Annotated in this window: 14 protein-coding genes; 8 read left to right on the forward strand and 6 right to left on the reverse strand. The window is 57.1% G+C overall.

Going from position 1 to position 18,011, the window contains the following annotated elements:
* Positions 1-121: 121 nt before the first annotated feature.
* Together G1C95_RS09770 and G1C95_RS09775 are read left to right on the forward strand one after the other, a co-directional pair.
* On the forward strand, positions 122-919 hold the full coding sequence (locus tag G1C95_RS09770; protein ID WP_169172764.1) for an alpha/beta hydrolase family protein: 798 nt from the start codon (positions 122-124) through the stop codon (positions 917-919).
* 18 nt (positions 920-937) lie between these two features.
* On the forward strand, positions 938-2,209 hold the full coding sequence (locus G1C95_RS09775; RefSeq protein ID WP_169172765.1) for an MFS transporter: 1,272 nt from the start codon (positions 938-940) through the stop codon (positions 2,207-2,209).
* Between the two features lie 182 nt (positions 2,210-2,391).
* Here G1C95_RS09775 and G1C95_RS09780 read toward each other — a convergent pair whose 3' ends face one another.
* Entirely contained in the window at positions 2,392-4,386 is a 1,995-nt protein-coding gene (locus G1C95_RS09780; protein WP_417852271.1) for a threonine/serine exporter family protein, read from the reverse strand.
* 245 nt (positions 4,387-4,631) lie between these two features.
* Here G1C95_RS09780 and G1C95_RS09785 point away from each other — a divergent pair, with 245 nt between their 5' ends.
* Complete coding sequence (locus G1C95_RS09785; protein ID WP_169172767.1) at positions 4,632-7,385, forward strand: phosphoenolpyruvate carboxylase; 2,754 nt, start codon at positions 4,632-4,634, stop codon at positions 7,383-7,385.
* A 308-nt stretch (positions 7,386-7,693) separates the two neighbouring features.
* Here G1C95_RS09785 and G1C95_RS09790 read toward each other — a convergent pair whose 3' ends face one another.
* Positions 7,694-8,299: a sugar O-acetyltransferase gene (locus tag G1C95_RS09790; RefSeq protein ID WP_169172768.1), complete on the reverse strand. Its 606-nt coding sequence runs from the start codon at positions 8,297-8,299 to the stop codon at positions 7,694-7,696.
* 257 nt (positions 8,300-8,556) lie between these two features.
* Here G1C95_RS09790 and G1C95_RS09795 point away from each other — a divergent pair, with 257 nt between their 5' ends.
* From G1C95_RS09795 to G1C95_RS09805, 3 genes are all read left to right on the forward strand, one after another.
* Complete coding sequence (locus G1C95_RS09795) at positions 8,557-9,879, forward strand: ATP-binding protein (protein WP_169172769.1); 1,323 nt, start codon at positions 8,557-8,559, stop codon at positions 9,877-9,879.
* Positions 9,880-9,995: 116 nt separating this feature from the next.
* Positions 9,996-10,229: a hypothetical protein gene (locus tag G1C95_RS09800; RefSeq protein ID WP_169172770.1), complete on the forward strand. Its 234-nt coding sequence runs from the start codon at positions 9,996-9,998 to the stop codon at positions 10,227-10,229.
* Positions 10,216-10,587, forward strand: coding sequence for a type II toxin-antitoxin system PemK/MazF family toxin (locus tag G1C95_RS09805; protein ID WP_169172771.1), 372 nt, complete (start codon positions 10,216-10,218; stop codon positions 10,585-10,587). Before G1C95_RS09800 ends, G1C95_RS09805 begins: the two co-directional genes overlap by 14 nt.
* Before the next feature lie 132 nt (positions 10,588-10,719).
* Here G1C95_RS09805 and G1C95_RS09810 read toward each other — a convergent pair whose 3' ends face one another.
* The 4 genes from G1C95_RS09810 to ahpC all read right to left on the reverse strand — a co-directional run bounded on the left by G1C95_RS09810 (position 10,720) and on the right by ahpC (position 15,300).
* Positions 10,720-12,150: an AIPR family protein gene (locus tag G1C95_RS09810; RefSeq protein WP_205832805.1), complete on the reverse strand. Its 1,431-nt coding sequence runs from the start codon at positions 12,148-12,150 to the stop codon at positions 10,720-10,722.
* Between the two features lie 132 nt (positions 12,151-12,282).
* Positions 12,283-12,522 (reverse strand): hypothetical protein, encoded by a 240-nt coding sequence (locus G1C95_RS09815; protein WP_169172773.1) that lies wholly within the window; start codon positions 12,520-12,522, stop codon positions 12,283-12,285.
* 191 nt (positions 12,523-12,713) lie between these two features.
* The gene (locus G1C95_RS09820) at positions 12,714-14,567 is read right to left on the reverse strand and encodes an FAD-dependent oxidoreductase (RefSeq protein WP_417852269.1); all 1,854 of its coding nucleotides are present in this window, start codon (positions 14,565-14,567) and stop codon (positions 12,714-12,716) included.
* A 169-nt stretch (positions 14,568-14,736) separates the two neighbouring features.
* Complete coding sequence (gene ahpC / locus G1C95_RS09825; protein ID WP_169172774.1) at positions 14,737-15,300, reverse strand: alkyl hydroperoxide reductase subunit C; 564 nt, start codon at positions 15,298-15,300, stop codon at positions 14,737-14,739.
* A gap of 263 nt (positions 15,301-15,563) precedes the next feature.
* Between ahpC and G1C95_RS09830 the strand changes: the two genes are divergently transcribed.
* Entirely contained in the window at positions 15,564-16,253 is a 690-nt protein-coding gene (locus G1C95_RS09830; RefSeq protein WP_240947524.1) for a carbonic anhydrase, read from the forward strand.
* Positions 16,254-16,390: 137 nt separating this feature from the next.
* The gene (locus tag G1C95_RS09835) at positions 16,391-17,830 is read left to right on the forward strand and encodes a hemolysin family protein (RefSeq protein ID WP_240947525.1); all 1,440 of its coding nucleotides are present in this window, start codon (positions 16,391-16,393) and stop codon (positions 17,828-17,830) included.
* Positions 17,831-18,011 lie beyond the last annotated feature (181 nt).

Here is an 18,011-nt window from a genome sequence, read left to right on the forward strand (position 1 = left end):
AACACACCACCATCATCATTTGACAAATTCCTTCACCAGTATAGAATCTCAGATAACACGTGTTAGTAACACGAGTTACTTCACTGATGAGCAGCACGATCTCAATCAAAGGAGCTGAGAGATGACGCAATCCCATATCACCTACCTCGAAGAGACCATCGACGGTCTCACTCTGCGCGGAACCGCACATATTCCAGACGGCGACGGCCCGTTCCCCACCGTACTGATGTTCCATGGATTCTTTGCCGTGCGAGATGAATGCTTCAACGCTTTCGTCCAGCTTTCCAGTCTGCTGAATATGGCCGGAATCTGCGCAATCCGATTCGACTTCTCATGTCACGGCGAAAGCGACGGCGAACCTATCAACTTCACGTTCAGCCACGAGCTGCGCGAAGGCACCGAGCTTATCAACCGCATACGCAGCCTCGACTACGTGGACGAAAGCCGCATCTCCCTGCTTGGTATGAGCTTGGGTGGCGTGGCCGCAGGCATGGTGGCAGGCCTGGCCACCGACCAAGTGAACGCCGTCTGCATGTGGTCCCCTGCAGCGGTGTTTGGCGACGACGTCCCCCGAGGCATTCTAGCCGGCACCGACGTGAACCAGCAGCTCAACGAACTGGGCCACTGTGACTATCTCAGCTTCCCCGTCGGAAGACGGTTCTTCGACGATTTCAAAACCATCGACATCTACGGCGTCTCGACCCGTTTCACCGGACCTGTTGCCGTCATCCTCGGCGACAGTGACGAAACCGTACCCGAACACTACGCGCACGACTACGCCGCGGCATACAGCCAACCCGTCGAAGTGACCATCGTGCCCAAGGCCACGCACGGATGGTCAACCATCCCCACCCGCACCGCCCTCTTTGAGCGGACCATGCAATTCCTCACCGCTGTCAACCATCGAGCCAACCACTGATATTGAAAGAACACACCCATGAATCTCATGCATTCCGCCAAGAATCCCTGGTATCTGCAAAGTTCGCTCACCTGCTTCCTGTTCTTCTGCTCATGGGGCATCTGGTGGGCGTTCTTCCAGCTATGGCTCACCAGTGAGCGCGCGGGACTGATGCTCAGCGGTGGGGAGGTCGGCACCGTCTACTCCGTCAATTCCATCACTTCATTGATTCTCATGCTGCTGTACGGTATGGCGCAGGATCGCCTCGGCATCAAGCGCAATCTGCTGATTGCCGTGGCCGCCATCGCCATGTTGATTGGACCGTTCGCCACATGGGTGTATCGCCCTCTGCTCGCCACCAATCTCATGATGGGCGCTATTGTCGGTTCATTGGTGTTGTCCGCAGGATTCATCGCTGGCTGCAGTTTGGTCGAGGCGTTGACCGAACGATTCAGCCGTCGGTTCAACTTCGAGTATGGACAAGCACGCGCATGGGGATCGTTTGGCTATGCGGTCGTGGCCTTGGTCGGCGGATTCCTGTTCTCCATCGACCCAAGCCTGAATTTCTGGGTGGGATCACTGTTCGGATTGGCGATGCTGCTTAACGTGCTGTTGTGGAGGCCTCGTGCCGAACGAGAAGCCGACCATGCAGCCGCATCCACAGAGGCAGCCCCCACACCGTCATTCCGACAGATGCTGTCACTGCTTCGCATTCCGATGCTGTGGGCGTTGATCGTGTTCGTGGTGTTCTCCTGGACCTTCTATACCGTGTTCGATCAGCAGATGTTCCCCGATTTCTACACCCACCTGTTTGAAAGCCCCGAACAGGGCCAGCGTTTCTACGGCACGCTCAGTTCGGTGCAGGTCTTTCTCGAATCGGCAATGATGGGACTGGTGCCTGTAATCATGCGCAAAGTCGGCGTGCGCAACACCTTGTTGCTCGCCATGGTGGTCATGTTCATCCGTCTGCTCGGATGTGCCACGTTCACCAATCCGATCGTCATCTCATTGGTGAAGATGCTCAGCGCCGTCGAGGTACCTATGTTCAGCCTGCCCATCTTCCGCTATTTCACGCTGCATTTCAACCCATCAATGTCCGCCACGCTATACATGATCGGCGATCAGATCGCCGCGCAGCTCGGCACTGCAGCACTCTCCACCCCGTTGGGAAGCCTGCGTGACGCCATTGGTTACCACCGCACCTTCCTCATTATCACCGGCATCGTGTTCGCCGCAGCCATATATGCCTGGTTCATTCTCAAAAAAGACGATGAACACGTCGAAGGCGATCCGTTCGTCCGCGACAAGTAACCGGCAGCCGCGCACGGAACGTTATGAATCTGCACGCACACGTGTGCGGCTCCCCAAGCACTCCGTGCGCGTGACAATTGTCAATCAACGTTCCGCGTGTGCGGTGGCAAGGCGCGTGAGCGAAGTCGTACAGAGGTACGTCGAGCGAACAGCAACGCAGCCAACGCTCCGCGGAACGTTGATTAGATGTCGTAGCGCCAGGATTTGTCGGTTATCACACGCGCCATGGCTAGTCCGATCGGCAGGCAGATGATGACCATGAACGCGCGGAACATCCAATCGATGGCCAATTGGGTATCGAATTGACCAAGGTGGAACATGGCCTGATACATGTACAATCCGGGCACCATGATCACGATGGAGGGCACGGTCAGGCAGATGCGCGGGTAGCCCAGGTGGGGCGGCAGCCAGCCGTGGCGCACTGAGGAACGCCATGCGGAGGCCAAGAGACCCGCCAACAGGGCACCGAGAAAGGCGCCGCCTTCGGGCGGCAGCCCGGCATCCACCAGTTCGAGGCGCAGGGTGTCGGTGATGGCACCAATCACGGCGGCGGTCATGCACATGCGCTGCGGCGAGTTGAACAGCACCGAGAAGCCCCATACACCGAGGAACGCGGCCACGAATCGCAGTCCGCAATTCACCCAGGGGTTCAATCCCAATGGTTCGAAGCCTTCGGGGTTCAGATGCACGATGATGGCGACCATCCAACCTGCAAGCGTGGCCATAAGGATAATGCACAACACATAAGCGATGCGTTGTATGCCAGATGGGAAGTCGATTTTGGCCATATCAAGACCGCCGGTAATCAACGGGAATCCAGGGATAACGAATAGCATTGCGCCGATATAGGCGGTGTCGTGTTGCAATGCCACCGGGTCGAAGATGCCAATCAGACGCAGCATGCCGGTGCAGGCAAGCGCAGCAACGGCCACGCACACGAAGGTGACGAAGAATTGGTTGAGATGATGAGCGAACAAGCGGCGACGCAGCCAGTGGCCCAGTCCGGCGCCGACGAATGCGCCAACCATATCGTAGGGGCCGCCGCCGAGCAGGAACACGAAGGCCGCGCAGGCCACAGCCGAAGCAAAACCCGACTGCCATGGTTTGTACAGCGGCTTGCGGCGTTCGATCAGATCCAGCCTCTCATGCGCCTGACGCACAGTAATGCCCTTAAGACCACGCGCTGATGGTGATGCAGCAGAGGTGGCAGCCCCACCCGCAGACTCATCTGCGTTGCCTTGCACATGCTCGAAATGCTCGGCATAGCCCTTGGGCGCCTTGCTACGACGCGGCTTGGACGCCTCGCCACCTTCGCGCGGACGGCCTTGTTCGTCCACGTAGCCCATGTTTTCATAGCGCGCTTTGTCTTTGGCGGCTTGGCGATCCAGCTGTTGATCCACGCGGGTGTCCAACGAGTGCGCAGACTGGCCATCGCTCTCCGGCGCTGCCCCCTGCACGGCAACATCGGAGTCTCCAGCGAACGCCTCCGCCTCGTTATAGGCCTGCTCACCAGACCGTTCACTGTACTGCTCATCACCGGAAGCTGCGGTTTCAGCGTTAGCTGCTACCGCCTCTGCAGTGCCAGCGGCACCATCATTGCCATCATTCTTAGCCTGTTCGCGCAGACGCTTGGCCAGATCTGCGGAATACTGTGAGGCATCGCGCTCGTCCAAATGCCGGACCACCCCTTCGGACAGCCTGGAATCCACGTGATACATCGATCCCTTGCCCAGGTTCACGGCAAACCAGTCGGCAAAGTGCTCCAGCAGCCAGATGCGTTCAGTATTAACGCCTGTGGTCGGTAGATCCACCACTTCGGTGATGCGATGGCGACCGTCGGTGCAGGTGGCTTCGATGTCGGTGAGGTTCACGTCGGCGCGCACGTGCACGCCCAGCGGATAGGCGATGCGGTGCATCATCTCGCGCACGCGGAAGCTTCCCGTGCCCGCGCCCAAGTCCAGCATGCCCACGCGCACGATCACGCTGGCTTTGGCAGCGATGCCCGCGTCCACAATCGGACGCTCCCAATCGCGGGCAATATCCTCCATATCCAATGGAATCGAATGTGTATGGAATTTGCGCACGGCGGAGGCACCTGAGGCCTCGGCAGTGCCAGTGTTCTTTTTGTCGCCGAGATGATTGTGTTCGCTCACAATATCCGTTTTACTGGTGGGGATACCCCACGCACAACCGCGAACGCCCCACGTACACCCCGCAAACATTCCCGCACATAAACCCGCACAATTACGCACAATGTGGACTTCGTAACGTAAATGGTGATTAGGCGGCGCTAAACTAGTCCGCACACAACAACCAAGTTGGATTTTGGGCTGTGGGCTCGCAACAACCGGCCTCAACAACCGCGGAGGAGCCGCGGACGACCGGCAGACCGAGCAACCTGTGATTCAGCAAAGGAGGTTATATGGCATCATCAGAAGAACAGATCGCTCCCGCTGACGCCGCCATCGTCACCACCGGAACCGGAACCAAGGTGCCGGAGGAGCATGATCTTCCCGAAAACCTCAAGCACGACATGGATCTGTGTCTTACGATCCTGCGTGACGTGCTGGGCGAATACGATCCCAAGCTGCTCGCCACCTTCGATACCGTGCGCAATTACGCGGTGGAGGCTTCGGCTGAGCACTTCGGCGGCATGACCGACCCGAACCCCGGGCATGATGGTCTTCAGGCAGCCGTGGACGTAATCGACAACATGCGTCTGCGCGATGCCCAACTGCTTGCTCGCGCTTTCGCCACCTACTTCCATCTGGCGAACCTGTCTGAGGAGAATTACCGCGTTTCCGTGCTGCATAAGCGCGAAGCCGAGGTTTCCGAGGATCAGGCCGTCGATCCCATCAACGAACTGACCGTGGCCTATCATCAGCTCATCAACGAGATGGGCCCGGCCAAGGCCAAGGAGCTGTTGGATCGCCTCGAATTCCACCCTGTGTTCACCGCGCACCCCACTGAGGCGCGTCGTAAGGCTATCGAGGGCAAGATCCGCCGCATCGCCGAACTGCTGGAGCTGCATAAGACGCTCGGCGGCTCGGATAAGAAGGAGAATTGCCGTCGTCTCTATAACGAGATCGACGCCATGTTCCGCACGTCGCCGATCGCGCTGAAGAAGCCGACGCCGGTTGAGGAAGCGGATACGATTCTCGACATCTTCGACAACACCCTGTTCCACACGATTCCGCAGGTGTACCGTCGCTTTGACGATTGGGTGCTGGGCGACAAGGCCGGTTTGGTTGAGCCTGTCTGCCCCGCATTCTTCCACCCGGGCAGCTGGATCGGTTCCGACCGCGACGGCAACCCGAACGTCACCGCCAAGGTGAGCCGTCAGGTGGCTCGCAAGTTCTCCGACCATGTGTTGACTGCGCTTGAAGAAGCCACCCGCACCGTGGGCCGCAACCTGACGATGGAAGCGGAAACCACCCCGACTTCGCCCGAGCTGAAGGCACTGTGGGGTCATCAGAAGGAAATGAGCGAGCGTCTGACCGACAAGGCCGCGCTGATCTCCACCAAGGAGCTGCATCGTGCGGTGATGCTGGTGATCGCTGATCGCCTGCATTACACCATTGAACGCGACGCCGACCTCATGTATCACTCCTGCGATGACTACATCGCCGATCTTAAGGTGGTGCAGCGTTCCCTGGCCGAAGCTGGCGCCAAGCGCGCAGCTTACGGTCCGCTGCAGGATCTGATCTGGCAGGCCGAAACCTTCGGCTTCCACATGGTGGAGATGGAGTTCCGTCAGCATTCCGTGGTGCACGCCCGCGCCCTTGCGGATATTCGCGAGCACGGCCTGCACGGCGAACGCGGTGAACTGCAGCCGATGACGCACGAGGTGCTCGACACCTTCCGTGCCCTCGGCGCAATCCAGAAGCGCAACGGCGAAAAGGCCGCTCGCCGCTACATCATCTCCTTCACGCAGAGCGCCCAGAACATCAGGGACGTCTACGAGCTGAACCGTCTGGCTTTCGCTCATCCTGAGGATGTGCCGACCATCGACGTGATCCCGCTGTTCGAGCAGCTTGAGGATCTGCAGAACTCGGTGAATGTGCTTGAGGAAATGATCAAGATTCCTGAAGTACAGGCACGTCTTAAGGCCACCGGCGGCAAGCTCGAAGTCATGCTCGGCTACTCCGATTCTTCGAAGGACGCTGGCCCGACTTCCGCCACGCTGGCTCTGCACTCCGCTCAGGAGCGCATCGCCAAGTGGGCTGAGTCGCACGATATCGATCTGACCCTGTTCCATGGCCGCGGCGGTGCTGTTGGTCGTGGTGGCGGCCCCGCCAACCGTGCGGTGCTCGCCCAGCCGGTCGGTTCGGTGAAGTGCCGTTTCAAGCTCACCGAGCAGGGCGAGGTCATCTTCGCTCGCTACGGCAACCCGGTGCTGGCCATCCGCCACGTCGAATCCGTGGCTGCGGCAACCCTGCTACAGTCCGCGCCGAGTGTGGAGAAGACGAACACCGACATGACCGCCAAGTATGCGGACATGGCTGCCTCGCTGGATAAGGCATCTCACGAACGCTTCCTGGATCTGCTGCACACCGACGACTTCGCTTCGTGGTTCTCCACGGTGACGCCACTGGTGGAGATTGGCTTGCTGCCGATCGGCTCTCGTCCGGCCAAGCGCGGTCTTGGTGCCAAGTCGCTCGACGATTTGCGTACGATTCCGTGGATCTTCTCCTGGGCTCAAGCTCGCATCAACCTGGCCGCTTGGTATGGTCTGGGCACCGCGTGCGAGCAGTTCGGCGATCTGGCTACGCTGCGCAAGGCGTATGAGGAATGGCCGCTGTTCTCGACGTTCATCGACAACATCGAAATGTCGCTGGCCAAGACCGACGAGCGCATCGCCAAGATGTATCTGGCGTTGGGCGACCGTGAGGATCTCAACGACAAGGTGCTTGGCGAGATGGAACTCACCCGCAAGTGGGTTTTGAAGATTGTGGGCGACGAATGGCCGCTGCAGCACCGCCACGTGCTCGGCCAGGCGATCCGCATCCGCTCGCCGTACGTCGACGCACTGTCCGTCACGCAGGTGCTGGCCTTGAAGTCGCTGCGTAAGAAGGTGGACAAGGAAGAGCTGAGCCAGAGCCAACAGGCCGGGTTCATCTATCTGATCCTGTGCACCGTAAGCGGCGTCGCCGCCGGCCTGCAGAACACAGGCTGATGAACAGCGCTGTGCGCTGTTCATAGCAGCGAGCAGCGATAGCGTCGCGAGCGTCGCACAAAACGACATTTGCGTAGAAGGTATCGCGCCCGCGCGCGATACCTTCTGTTTGAAAGCCCAGTGGGCTTTCAAACCGCAAATGTAGCGAGTGTGATGCGCTCGAGGGGAGCGAAGCTCCCGCGCATCACACTCGCAGTACAGCATGGCCGCGCACATTGCGCGGCCATTCCTTTTTCAGACTTATGAGTCTTCTCTATCGCGTCTATCGTGCCCCTCAGTCAATACCATCACACACTGGCCCCCAATAACTAATACCGCCGATCCTTCCAGTAATACTCATAATCATGCTCGCCAATCTCGCGAATCACCTTGCAAGGGCTCCCATAAGCGACCACATTCGCCGGAACATCTTTGGTAACCAGGCTGTTCGCGCCGATTACGCTGTTATCGCCAATGGTCACGCCGGGCAGCACAGTTACGCCAGCGCCAATCCATACGTTACGTCCGATGACAATCGGCGCGGAATACTGGCCACTTTTCTCACGTAGATCAGGACGAATCGGATGCCCGGTAGTCACTAAGGTGACGTTCGGCCCGATCATGGTGTAGTCGCCGATGGTGATGTCTGTGTCGTCAACCAGTGTGAGGTTGAAGTTTGCATAGCAGTGGCTGCCCCAATGCGTGCAGCAGCCCCAATTGGCGTGCACGGGCGGCTCAAGATACGTGCTGTCGCCTACCTCAGCGAATAACTCTTTCATAATCGCCTTGCGACGTTCCGGATCGTCGGGGCGTGAATTGTTGAAGTCATACAGCAGCTGCAACTGCGCACGCTGTGCCTCGGCCATGCCGGGGTAGTCGCAGAAATACACACCTGGGCTGCGCATAACATCCAAAATTTCCTGTGGAACACTCATCGTCGCGTCTCCTTTCGCCATTGTGAAACCTGCCTCAATGCCTTGCCTCCCATTATGGACGGACAACACCATCGAGTCCAGAACCGCCCCACCCCATCGCGCCAACAATCCTCGAACACCAGCGCACGGTTCCATAATGTTACAAATCACCCCTCAAACCGGCTCTATAATGTGACAAACAGAGGGCTAATCTGTCTCTATAATGTGACATAGGACTGCAATAATTGGCTCTATTATGTGACATAAGGCGGTGGAACATGTTGAAACGCAAGGCAACTGAGAAGATATCCTTTTGGAAGCAGCACAAGGGCAAGCAGGCATTACTGATCGACGGAGCTCGACAAGTTGGCAAGACAAGTATCATCGAGGACTTCGGGCGCTCCAACTACCAGCATATGGTCGAAATCAATTTCGTAGACAATCCCGATGCACTCACTGCCGTCAATAACGCGAGCACCGCCGACGATCTGTTTCTCGCCATCTCCGCCTACGCTGACGACGAACTTGTTCCCAGTGAAACACTGATCTTCCTCGATGAAGTCCAGCAATGCGCCAACGTGGTCACCATGATCAAATTCCTCGTCAACCGCTATGGGCAATACGACTACATATTGTCTGGATCGCTGCTTGGCGTCGAACTGAAATCAGTTGTTTCCGTACCAGTTGGCTATTTGGATTCCTTCACCATGTACCCCATGGATTTTGAGGAATACTGTTGGGCACGCAAAGTGCCGCAGAATGTGTTGCAGGAAGTAACCGACGCATATGTAGAGCGACGTCCCGTCAACCAAGCTGTGCACAAGCGTATGACCGATCTGTTCCATGAGTATCTGCTGGTGGGAGGCATGCCGGATGCGGTTTCCGTATTCATCGCGGAGCACAATATACAATCACTGCGGGCGCGGCAGACAGCCATCATCAACCGCTATCAGGATGACATCTCACAGTATGCCGATTCGTTGGCGCATAAGCAGGATATTCGTCGCATTTTCGATCTGATTCCCAGCGAACTCAATCAGCAAAACAAACGATTCCGCATTTCCAGCATGGATACACACGCTCGCATGACCCGCCACGAGAACGACTTTCTCTGGCTGGCCGACGCCGGCGTGGCCATTCCCGTATACAACGTTGACGAACCACGATATCCACTGATGTTGTCCATGAACTCGCGCTTGTTCAAACTATTTCTGGATGACGTGGGTCTGCTGACCTGTCTGTGCGGCATGGACATAGTGCGTGATCTGCTCAACGACCGCACCGACATCAACTATGGCGCACTGTATGAGAATGCCATAGCTCAGGAACTGAAAGCGCATGGTTTCCCGTTGTATTACTTCAAGGACAACGCGATAGGGGAACTTGATTTCGTAATCGAGCACCCGCGCGGTCGCGTTATGCCGATTGAAGTGAAGGCCGGGAAAAACTACAAGCGACACAGCGCATTGACGCGTGCACTATCGACCCCGAATTATGACATGGAGCATGGCATCGTTCTTGCCAAAGCCAATGTGGAGACTGACGGAATCATCGATTATCTGCCGATCTACATGGTGTCGCAATTGGCGTATGACGAATAGCTAGTTCCATGATTGTGCATCGTCCTGATGCGCGCAGACTAAGAGTATGCCAAGATCGAAATCCGATCTCTCACAGAGAGAGCCGATAGAATAGCAATATCAACAGGAGGTGGCTTATGACTATGGTTGAATCTTTGCCGCATTATGCAGAGGCAGAAGCCGTGGCCAAGGCACGCGGTTCCAACATCATCGATATGATCAGCGCCTATCTCGCGGGAGTCGCAGCAGTTGGCGAACGCCGCGTTGTCAAAGTCAATACTGTATACAAACCGGAAAGGTCATCCAGCGGCCGTATTGTGTTGCCAGCCGAATGGGATGATCCCGAGGATGCCATTTATGACAACATGTGACGTTACGCCATACGATGTTTTTCTGATGTGGGTGGAATTTCCAGATCACCCCGGCATCGGTAAAACTCGTCCAGTGGTGATTACCGAAGTCGATGACGATTCAATCTCCGGCGTGGTCGCAAAAGTGACCAGTCGAACCGATTGGACCGGTGCCGGTGACGTACTGTTGTTGGACTGGCAAGAAGCAGGTTTATTGGCTCCTTCAATGGTCAGATGCGGCGAACGTTTTGAATTCAAACTCGAAGACCTTTACCGACGTTTCGGAGCATTATCCGACCGGGATGCAGAGCGAGTGGCATCCGGCTTGGAACGCACACAGGATGTCTTGCCGCACAAACGCATACGACCACGAGATTAGTACCGCTCTCAGCACCCTGATTGTCCCCGACAGCAACCAAGGTTTTTGGGGTTATAGGCCAAATTGGAAAAGGCGGAGTGACTGATCGTGAATAGCGATCGGTCACTCCGCCTCAGCTTTCCACACCAGCGATCAACTCAGAATGCCAGCGAGTGCCATCTTGTAGGCGTCCTCAACAGTGCTGTAACTCATCGCAGCCTTACCCACCTTCTGTGGATCCCAGCCCAGAGGCTTGAATACCTCTATATATCGCTTCACGATGGCCGGTAAATACTGCTCCAAGAACCGCTGCGGGTTACGCCTCCATGTCAACGTCTCCGGATCAACCAGCGCGTTCAACCCATATACAAGTGGCACGATAAAGCCTTCAGGATTCTCCTTGTCCACCTTCTTACCCCCGAACGGAGTGGTTTTAATGGTGTTAGTGGAATTGGCCTTCTCAACAGCAGTGATCTTGCCGTATGCACCACCCGCACGGTTGTACAACGACGGGAACTGTTCGTAGATATAGTCGTAGAGCGCTGGGATTTCCACGGCGAGCTTCAATGCCTGAAGCGTGGCGGGATTACGCAAATCCATGGTGTAGTCGCCAGTTGCCGATGACACATCGGGCGAGCTCATGTACCGCTCAAAACGCTGCAGACCATCCGCCTTACTGCTGTACATCTTCACCGGCGCCGGCGGTTCCACCTTCTTACCATCCTCGTCAGTAACCACAGGAGCATGACGCAGCACAATCCAGACCAGCGAGATGAGATCCTGAACGCGGATGTCGCCGCCTTCATTGGTCTTCCACTCGATGCGTTCATACAGATTCGGGTCACGTTTACGCAACTGCTTCTTCAGCTCATCGAACAGACCCTGCTGGTTCGCCTTCGCAGAAGCAGTAAGTTCCGCATTATTGTTGCGGGCTTCACAAATTTCCAGCAGATTATGACGGAACTCTTCCGCGCATAGCTTATCATCAGGATTCGCGGGGACAAGCAGCTCAACCGGCACATAGAATGAAAGGTCTGGCTCACCACTGTCTTCATCGGAACCGTCGGCGCTTTTACGTACAGAAATTTGATAGCGTTGGATTGCATCTCGGTTATCGTTCCACAGTTCCTTGAATTCGCTCCACGTCACGCGTTTGCGACCAAGCTTCTTGCCCTGCAACGCCAAAGCACGCTTCAGAATCAGCATGCCAATGGCGAGTGTGTTATGACCACCGTCGAGGATGCCCTCAATGCTGCGATTATCGAAAAACATGTGTACGCGATCCCGTTCAAGATCCTCATAATCGGATGCCGCAAGAAGGATACCTTTAGTCTTGAATGGGAACAATGAAGGATCGCTCTCGATGGAATCCTGTATGGCATCAGTGACATTACCAGTTTTCGAATCACGAGGATTCGCTTGAAGATCAAGGTGATCGATCAACGGAATAATATACTTCGCCTTCACCAGTCCGGTGATTTTGCTGGTATCGCCGATGGTTTGACGGGAAGGCTTTTCGAAGCGGACGATGACACCTTGTTCATCACGTTCCGCGGTATTGACGTTTGTTGTTGCGACGCTCATATACGTCTCCTTTCTTGAATATCGGTTTGCGAGTCTTCGGAGACTCGTCAACCGGCATGTATCTTGATTACTATTCACTGCATCTTTTGCAGTATTTAAGAGTGACAGGATTGATGCAAAGCAACCTACACGCTATGTGGCAAACGTACACACATTGATATGGAACCAGAACTTGGCCATACCAAGCAGATCGGCATCTTCATTGTCACCGAACTCGTTGATCAATTTATCCGCCAACAGCTTGCGCTCAATAAGCAGCCCAAAGTTGGGATCCATGTATAGGGAGAGTTGACCATAGCAACCTTCTTTCCGCCGAATTATCCAATCCGGTCTTAATTGGTCTCTCTGGTAGAGAGAATTTCCACCAGCCATCCGGCTGATTCGTGCTTACAAGTATGCCACATTATTCAGCAATGGTAAATATTTCAACAGCCGAACGTTGAATTCCAACCACGCAGAAGATCTGAGAGCAAAGTAACAACACCGAAAGATTAAAGTGTGGGTGGTGCCTGAGTTTGGTCAGGTACCACCCACACTTATATGCCTTTACGCGTAGCTACGGCTCAGGCACCGAGCAACGCAAGCATCTGAGCGATGCCCTTCTTGCCGAACTCGACCTTTTGCGGCTCGTTATCGCGGTTGATGACGATGCAGGGCACGCTCATCGCGCCGTACTGATCCTTGAGCTCCGGGAAGTGCGATACATCGTAGGCTTCCGCACGCACATTCGTGTTGAGCGAGGCGATGCGCTGGGCAGACAGCACGGTTTCGGGGCACATCGTGCAGCTGAGCGACACGAGAATCATCACGTTCGCAGGCGCTGCGATAGCCTTCGCGCGTTCGGCGAGGTCGTCGTCGATGGGCTGGCCAGGGCCGGCCGCATTGTAGAGGCCCAGCACGAAGGAGTTGAATTCGTGACCGCTCGGCACACCATGGAATGCCAGACCAGTGGGCACCAGTTCACCCGGCTTACCTCCATTGGAACCGTCGCCAGCCACACATACACGCACGCAAGGTCGGGCCACAGGCAGCACACCGGCAGCATCGAACACTGCACGACCGTTCTCATCCAGTTCAGCCGCTGCCGAAGCAACCGCAGCACCAGCAGCAACCGTCACACCAGGATCGCCAGCCTTGGCCACAACAGCCTTGCCACCGGAAAGCTTCGTCATTTCAGTGACGAATCCTTCCAATTCCGCCGATAGCGGCGTCTCGTCCAGTTCCAGCAGCAACGTGACTGGGCGGCTCATACGTCCGAATACCACGTTCAACTGCTGCTTAACCGCATCAGAGAACAGTTCGCCGGACTTGCGTGCGGCAGAGGCAGCAGCAGCCGCATCGGCACTGCGCTTGGCCGGCGCGGGGGCGGGTGTGGTGCCAGCCTGCGCAGCAGACTGTGCCTTGGCGGCGGCATCAGCTTCAGCCTTTTCATAGGCGGAAGTGGTCGGACGCGGCGGAATCAGACCGGTTTTCTCGCTCATCGCCTTGGCATAGCGCTCCAATTCCACGGCCGCAATCGCACCATCAGCGGTCGCAGTAACCACCTGGCGCAGGTTCTTAACGCGCAGGTCGCCGGCGGCGTAGACGCCCGGCACCGAGGTTTCGAGGTAATCGTGCGTCAGCACGTAGCCCTGCGGGTCAAGATCGACCAATCCCTTGACCAAACCGGTGGCGGGCACATAGCCGGCGAACACGAAGACGCCGAAGGTGCCGCCGCTGGCCGGCTGCCAGGTTGATGTCTCGCCGGAGTGGGCGTCGCGCAGCGTGGCTGAGACAAGTCCACCCTGGCCGGCTTCGACGGCGGCAATTTCCGTGTGATAACGCACTTCGATCTTGGGGTTCTTCTTGGTTTCGGCGGCCACGGAAACATCGCAGGTGAAATCGTCTTCGCGCACCAGCACGGTGACCTTGCTGGCGTACTTGGTCAGGAACACAGCTTCTTCGGCTGCGGCGAAACCGCCACCGATCACCAGCACTTCGCGACCGGTGAAGAATTCGCCGTCGCAAGTGGCGCAGTAGGCCACGCCACGGCCGGCGTACTCAGCCTCACCTGCGAAGCCAAGCTTGCGCGGGGAGGCACCGGTGGCCAGCAGCACACCGAAGCACTTGAGATCGCCGCGCGACGTGTGCACGGTTTTGATGTCGCCACCCAGTTCGAAGCCGGTGGCTTCAGCGCTCATGAATTCAGCACCGAAATCCTTGGCCTGCTGACGCATGGTCTGGGTGAGTGCGCGACCAGAGGTACGGCCCACGCCTGGATAGTTCACCACTTCGTCGGTGATGGTGATCTGCCCGCCGAAATCGTCCTTTTCCAGCACCAGCACACGGTAGCGCGCACGGGCCAGATACAGGCCGGCGGTCAGGCCGGCCGGGCCGCCGCCGATTACAACGACGTCATACAAAGTTTTGGTATCCACGATTCTCCTTATATCCTCGATATCTCGATATTCCCGATGTTCTTGATATCTTCGATACCCGCAACATCCTCGTATAAGTCGGCTCCCGCTGCACAAGCAAACGGGAGCCGATTCGAAATCACATATCGCCAATAAATGATCAGCTCATTGATCAGCGATTAGCAGCGATTTACAGCATGCCGACAAGGTCAAGGCTCGGCTCAATGGTGTCCTCACCGGGCTGCCACTTGGCCGGGCAGACCTGATCGCCGTGCTCGTAGACGAACTGGGAGGCCTGCACGCGGCGCAGCAGTTCGTCGGCGTTACGGCCAACGTTGGAGGAGATAACCTCGTAGGCCACAACCTTGCCTTCGGGGTTGAGGATGAAGGTGCCGCGCTCAGCCAGACCATCGGCCTCATTGTAGGTGTCGAGGTCGCGGGCAAGGGTGGCGGTGGGGTCGGCCAGCATCGGGTATTCGATCTTGGCGATCTTTTCGTTGGCGTCATGCCACGCCTTGTGCACGAAGTGGGTGTCGCAGGAGACGGAATAGATCTCGCAGCCGGCGTCCTTGAACTTCGGGTAGGCCTCGGCGAGGTCTTCAAGCTCGGTGGGGCACACGAAGGTGAAGTCGGCGGGGTAGAAGAAGAACACGGACCAGTGGCCGAGCACGTCAGCCTTGGTCACTTCGTGGAAGTCGTTGTTCTGGAAGGCTTGGGCTTTGAAATCGGTGATTTCATGCTGAAGCATCGTCATGATGGATTCCTTTCCTTCGGATTCGTAACCCTTCGGATCCGTAACACAGGGGCCGTTATCGACCTATACTCAGCCTAGCCGTTCGCGGCATCGAACACGGGGGAGAGGCCCTGGTTATCGCTGTGAACTTAGTCTCAGCAAATGTCCCGCGTTCGCGCCACGCATGCGTTATGCCGTTATGCGCATGGTATGCGGCGTGCGCCACGCGTGAAACCCACGCAACCTTCGCCGGTTCGCGCACAGCCGTGGCTAGGATTAGGCTTATGACCGATTTTGAAGCGCCGCTTGAGCATGAATCCACCGCCAACGCCACTTGGAGCCGTATGTTGCAAGGCAACCGCCGGTTCGCTGAAGGCAAACCCGACCACCCGTGGCAGGATCAGGAAACCCGTACAACGCTGATCGACGGTCAGAATCCGGACGCCGCTGTGCTGGCCTGTTCCGATTCGCGCGTGCCCCCGGAAATTATCTTCGACCAGGGCCTAGGCGACTTGTTCACCGTGCGCACCGCAGGCATGACTATTGACGATGCTGTGCTCGCCTCTCTGGAATATGCAGTGGATTATCTGCATGTGAGCGTGATTGTGGTGCTGGGCCACGAGCATTGCGGTGCCATTGAATCCGCCACCAAGCAGTTCGACCAGCTGCTGGAACGCACGGTAAACGAGGCTGCAGGCTCGCTGGAGGCCGCCGATGCGATGGACGATTTGGACAGCGCGATTCTCGACGCTGATTCCATCTTCCTACGTCAGGCCGGCTATTCGGTTTGGCAGGCGCGCGAAGCGGAAATCGATTCCTCTGATGACGTCGAGCGCGTGCATATCGCCCACACGATCGAAACGTTGGTGGAACGCTCCGAGTCGATTCAGCAAGCGCTGTCCGACGACCGTTTGATGATCGTCGGCGCACGCTACAGCCTCGAAGATGGCAAGGTCGAAGTGCTCAGCTTCTAAGAAGGCTAGAGTCATAGCGATGACGTCCAAGGAGATTTAACGGCCGGCCTCACGAATTCTTTGGCCAACGTCTCCGCACAACATGTGCAGCCTGGAAGTCCAAATTGACGTGCCTTACCCCTACAGTAGGGAGCATTATGTCACTTGGATTGAACATCGTATTGATATTCGTCTTTTTGCTGATCGGTTCCATGTTCTCCGGCACCGAATTAGCACTGGTCTCCCTGCGCGGCTCACAGATCGAGCAGATGGAACAGGAGGATGCGCGCGGCGCGAAAGTAGCGAAAATCGCGCGTGATCCGAACACCTTCCTATCCACCGTGCAGATCGGCGTAACGCTCTCCGGCTTCCTGTCCGCCTCGTTCGGCGCCTCGTCCATCGCACCCTACATCACGCCGTTGGTCGAAAGCTGGGGCGTACCCAAGGGCATGGCCGGCGGCTTGGTCAATATCGTGTTGACGCTGATTATCTCCTACTGCTCCATCGTCATCTCCGAAATGGTGCCTAAGCGCATCGCTATGCAGCGCACCGAACAGATCGCACGCGCCGTGGTGCCCGCCATCGATGCGTTCGCCACCGTCTGCCGCCCGATTATTTGGCTGATTGGCAAGAACACCAATGGCATCGTGCGACTGCTGGGATTCGACCCGCAGCAGACCGAATCCGAAGTGTCCGACGACGAGTTGCGCGTGCTGGTCAGCTCCAACACCAACCTTTCCAAGGATGAACGCACGATTCTCGACGACGTGTTCGACGCTTCCGAAACCATCGTGGCCGAAGTGATGCGCCCGCGCGCCGACGTGGTGTTCATTGACGCCGACCAGCCCATCGCTCAGGCCGCTGAATTCGTGCGCGACCAGCCGTATTCCCGCTACCCGGTGACCGGCAAGGATTTCGACGATGTGGTGGGATTCGTGCACGTGCGCGACCTGCTGGATGTGCGCGATCCGAACGCCACCATTGTGCGCGACGTGACCCGCGAAGGCATCTCGCTGCCCGGCACATCAAAACTGCTGCCCAGCCTCGAACTGTTGCGCAAGCGCGGCATCCACTTGGCTGTGGTTATCGACGAATACGGCGGCACGGACGGCATCGTCACCCTTGAGGATATGACCGAGGAGCTGGTGGGCGACATTCGCGACGAATACGATCTGCCCAGCGAAAAGGGCGGCGAGCGCACGCCGCGCACCGCCTTCGTCAACGGCGTGGCCACCATCGACGCTTCCATGACCATCGAAGACTTCGCCGACCTGACCGGCATTGAGCTGGAGGATGGCCCGTACGAGACCGTGGCAGGCTATTTCCTGGCGCACACCGGCAAGATGGGCCAGGTGGGTGACGTGCTGCACTCCGACGACGGCTACGACATGTCAGTGACCAAGGTGGATGGCCGACGCATCGAAACCATCGAAGTGCGCAAGGCCGGCGCTCCCGACCATGCGCCGCTGGCCGATACGTCTGATGCGACTGCTGCGTCTGATGCAACTGCTGCGTCTGATGCCAGCAACGATTCTGCAGCGGCCGCAACGATCGATTCCAAGCCAAATACCGAAGCCGCTGATACGAACAACCACTAAATCAGTACTTAACGGGTTAGTCCGGCTTAGGCGTATCCGTCGACGACATTTATGACTGCCCAGCGATATGAGTTATGAGTTGGCGGCACTTTTTGCGGACTTTTCCACAAGAAGTGCCGCCAACTCGCGTTTTTGCAGTCCCTCGCGGCACTTTCTGTCGATATTCCATAAAAAGTGCCTC

It is taken from the genome of Bifidobacterium oedipodis, from assembly GCF_012932425.1.
Classification (GTDB): Bacteria; Actinomycetota; Actinomycetes; order Actinomycetales; family Bifidobacteriaceae; genus Bifidobacterium; species Bifidobacterium oedipodis.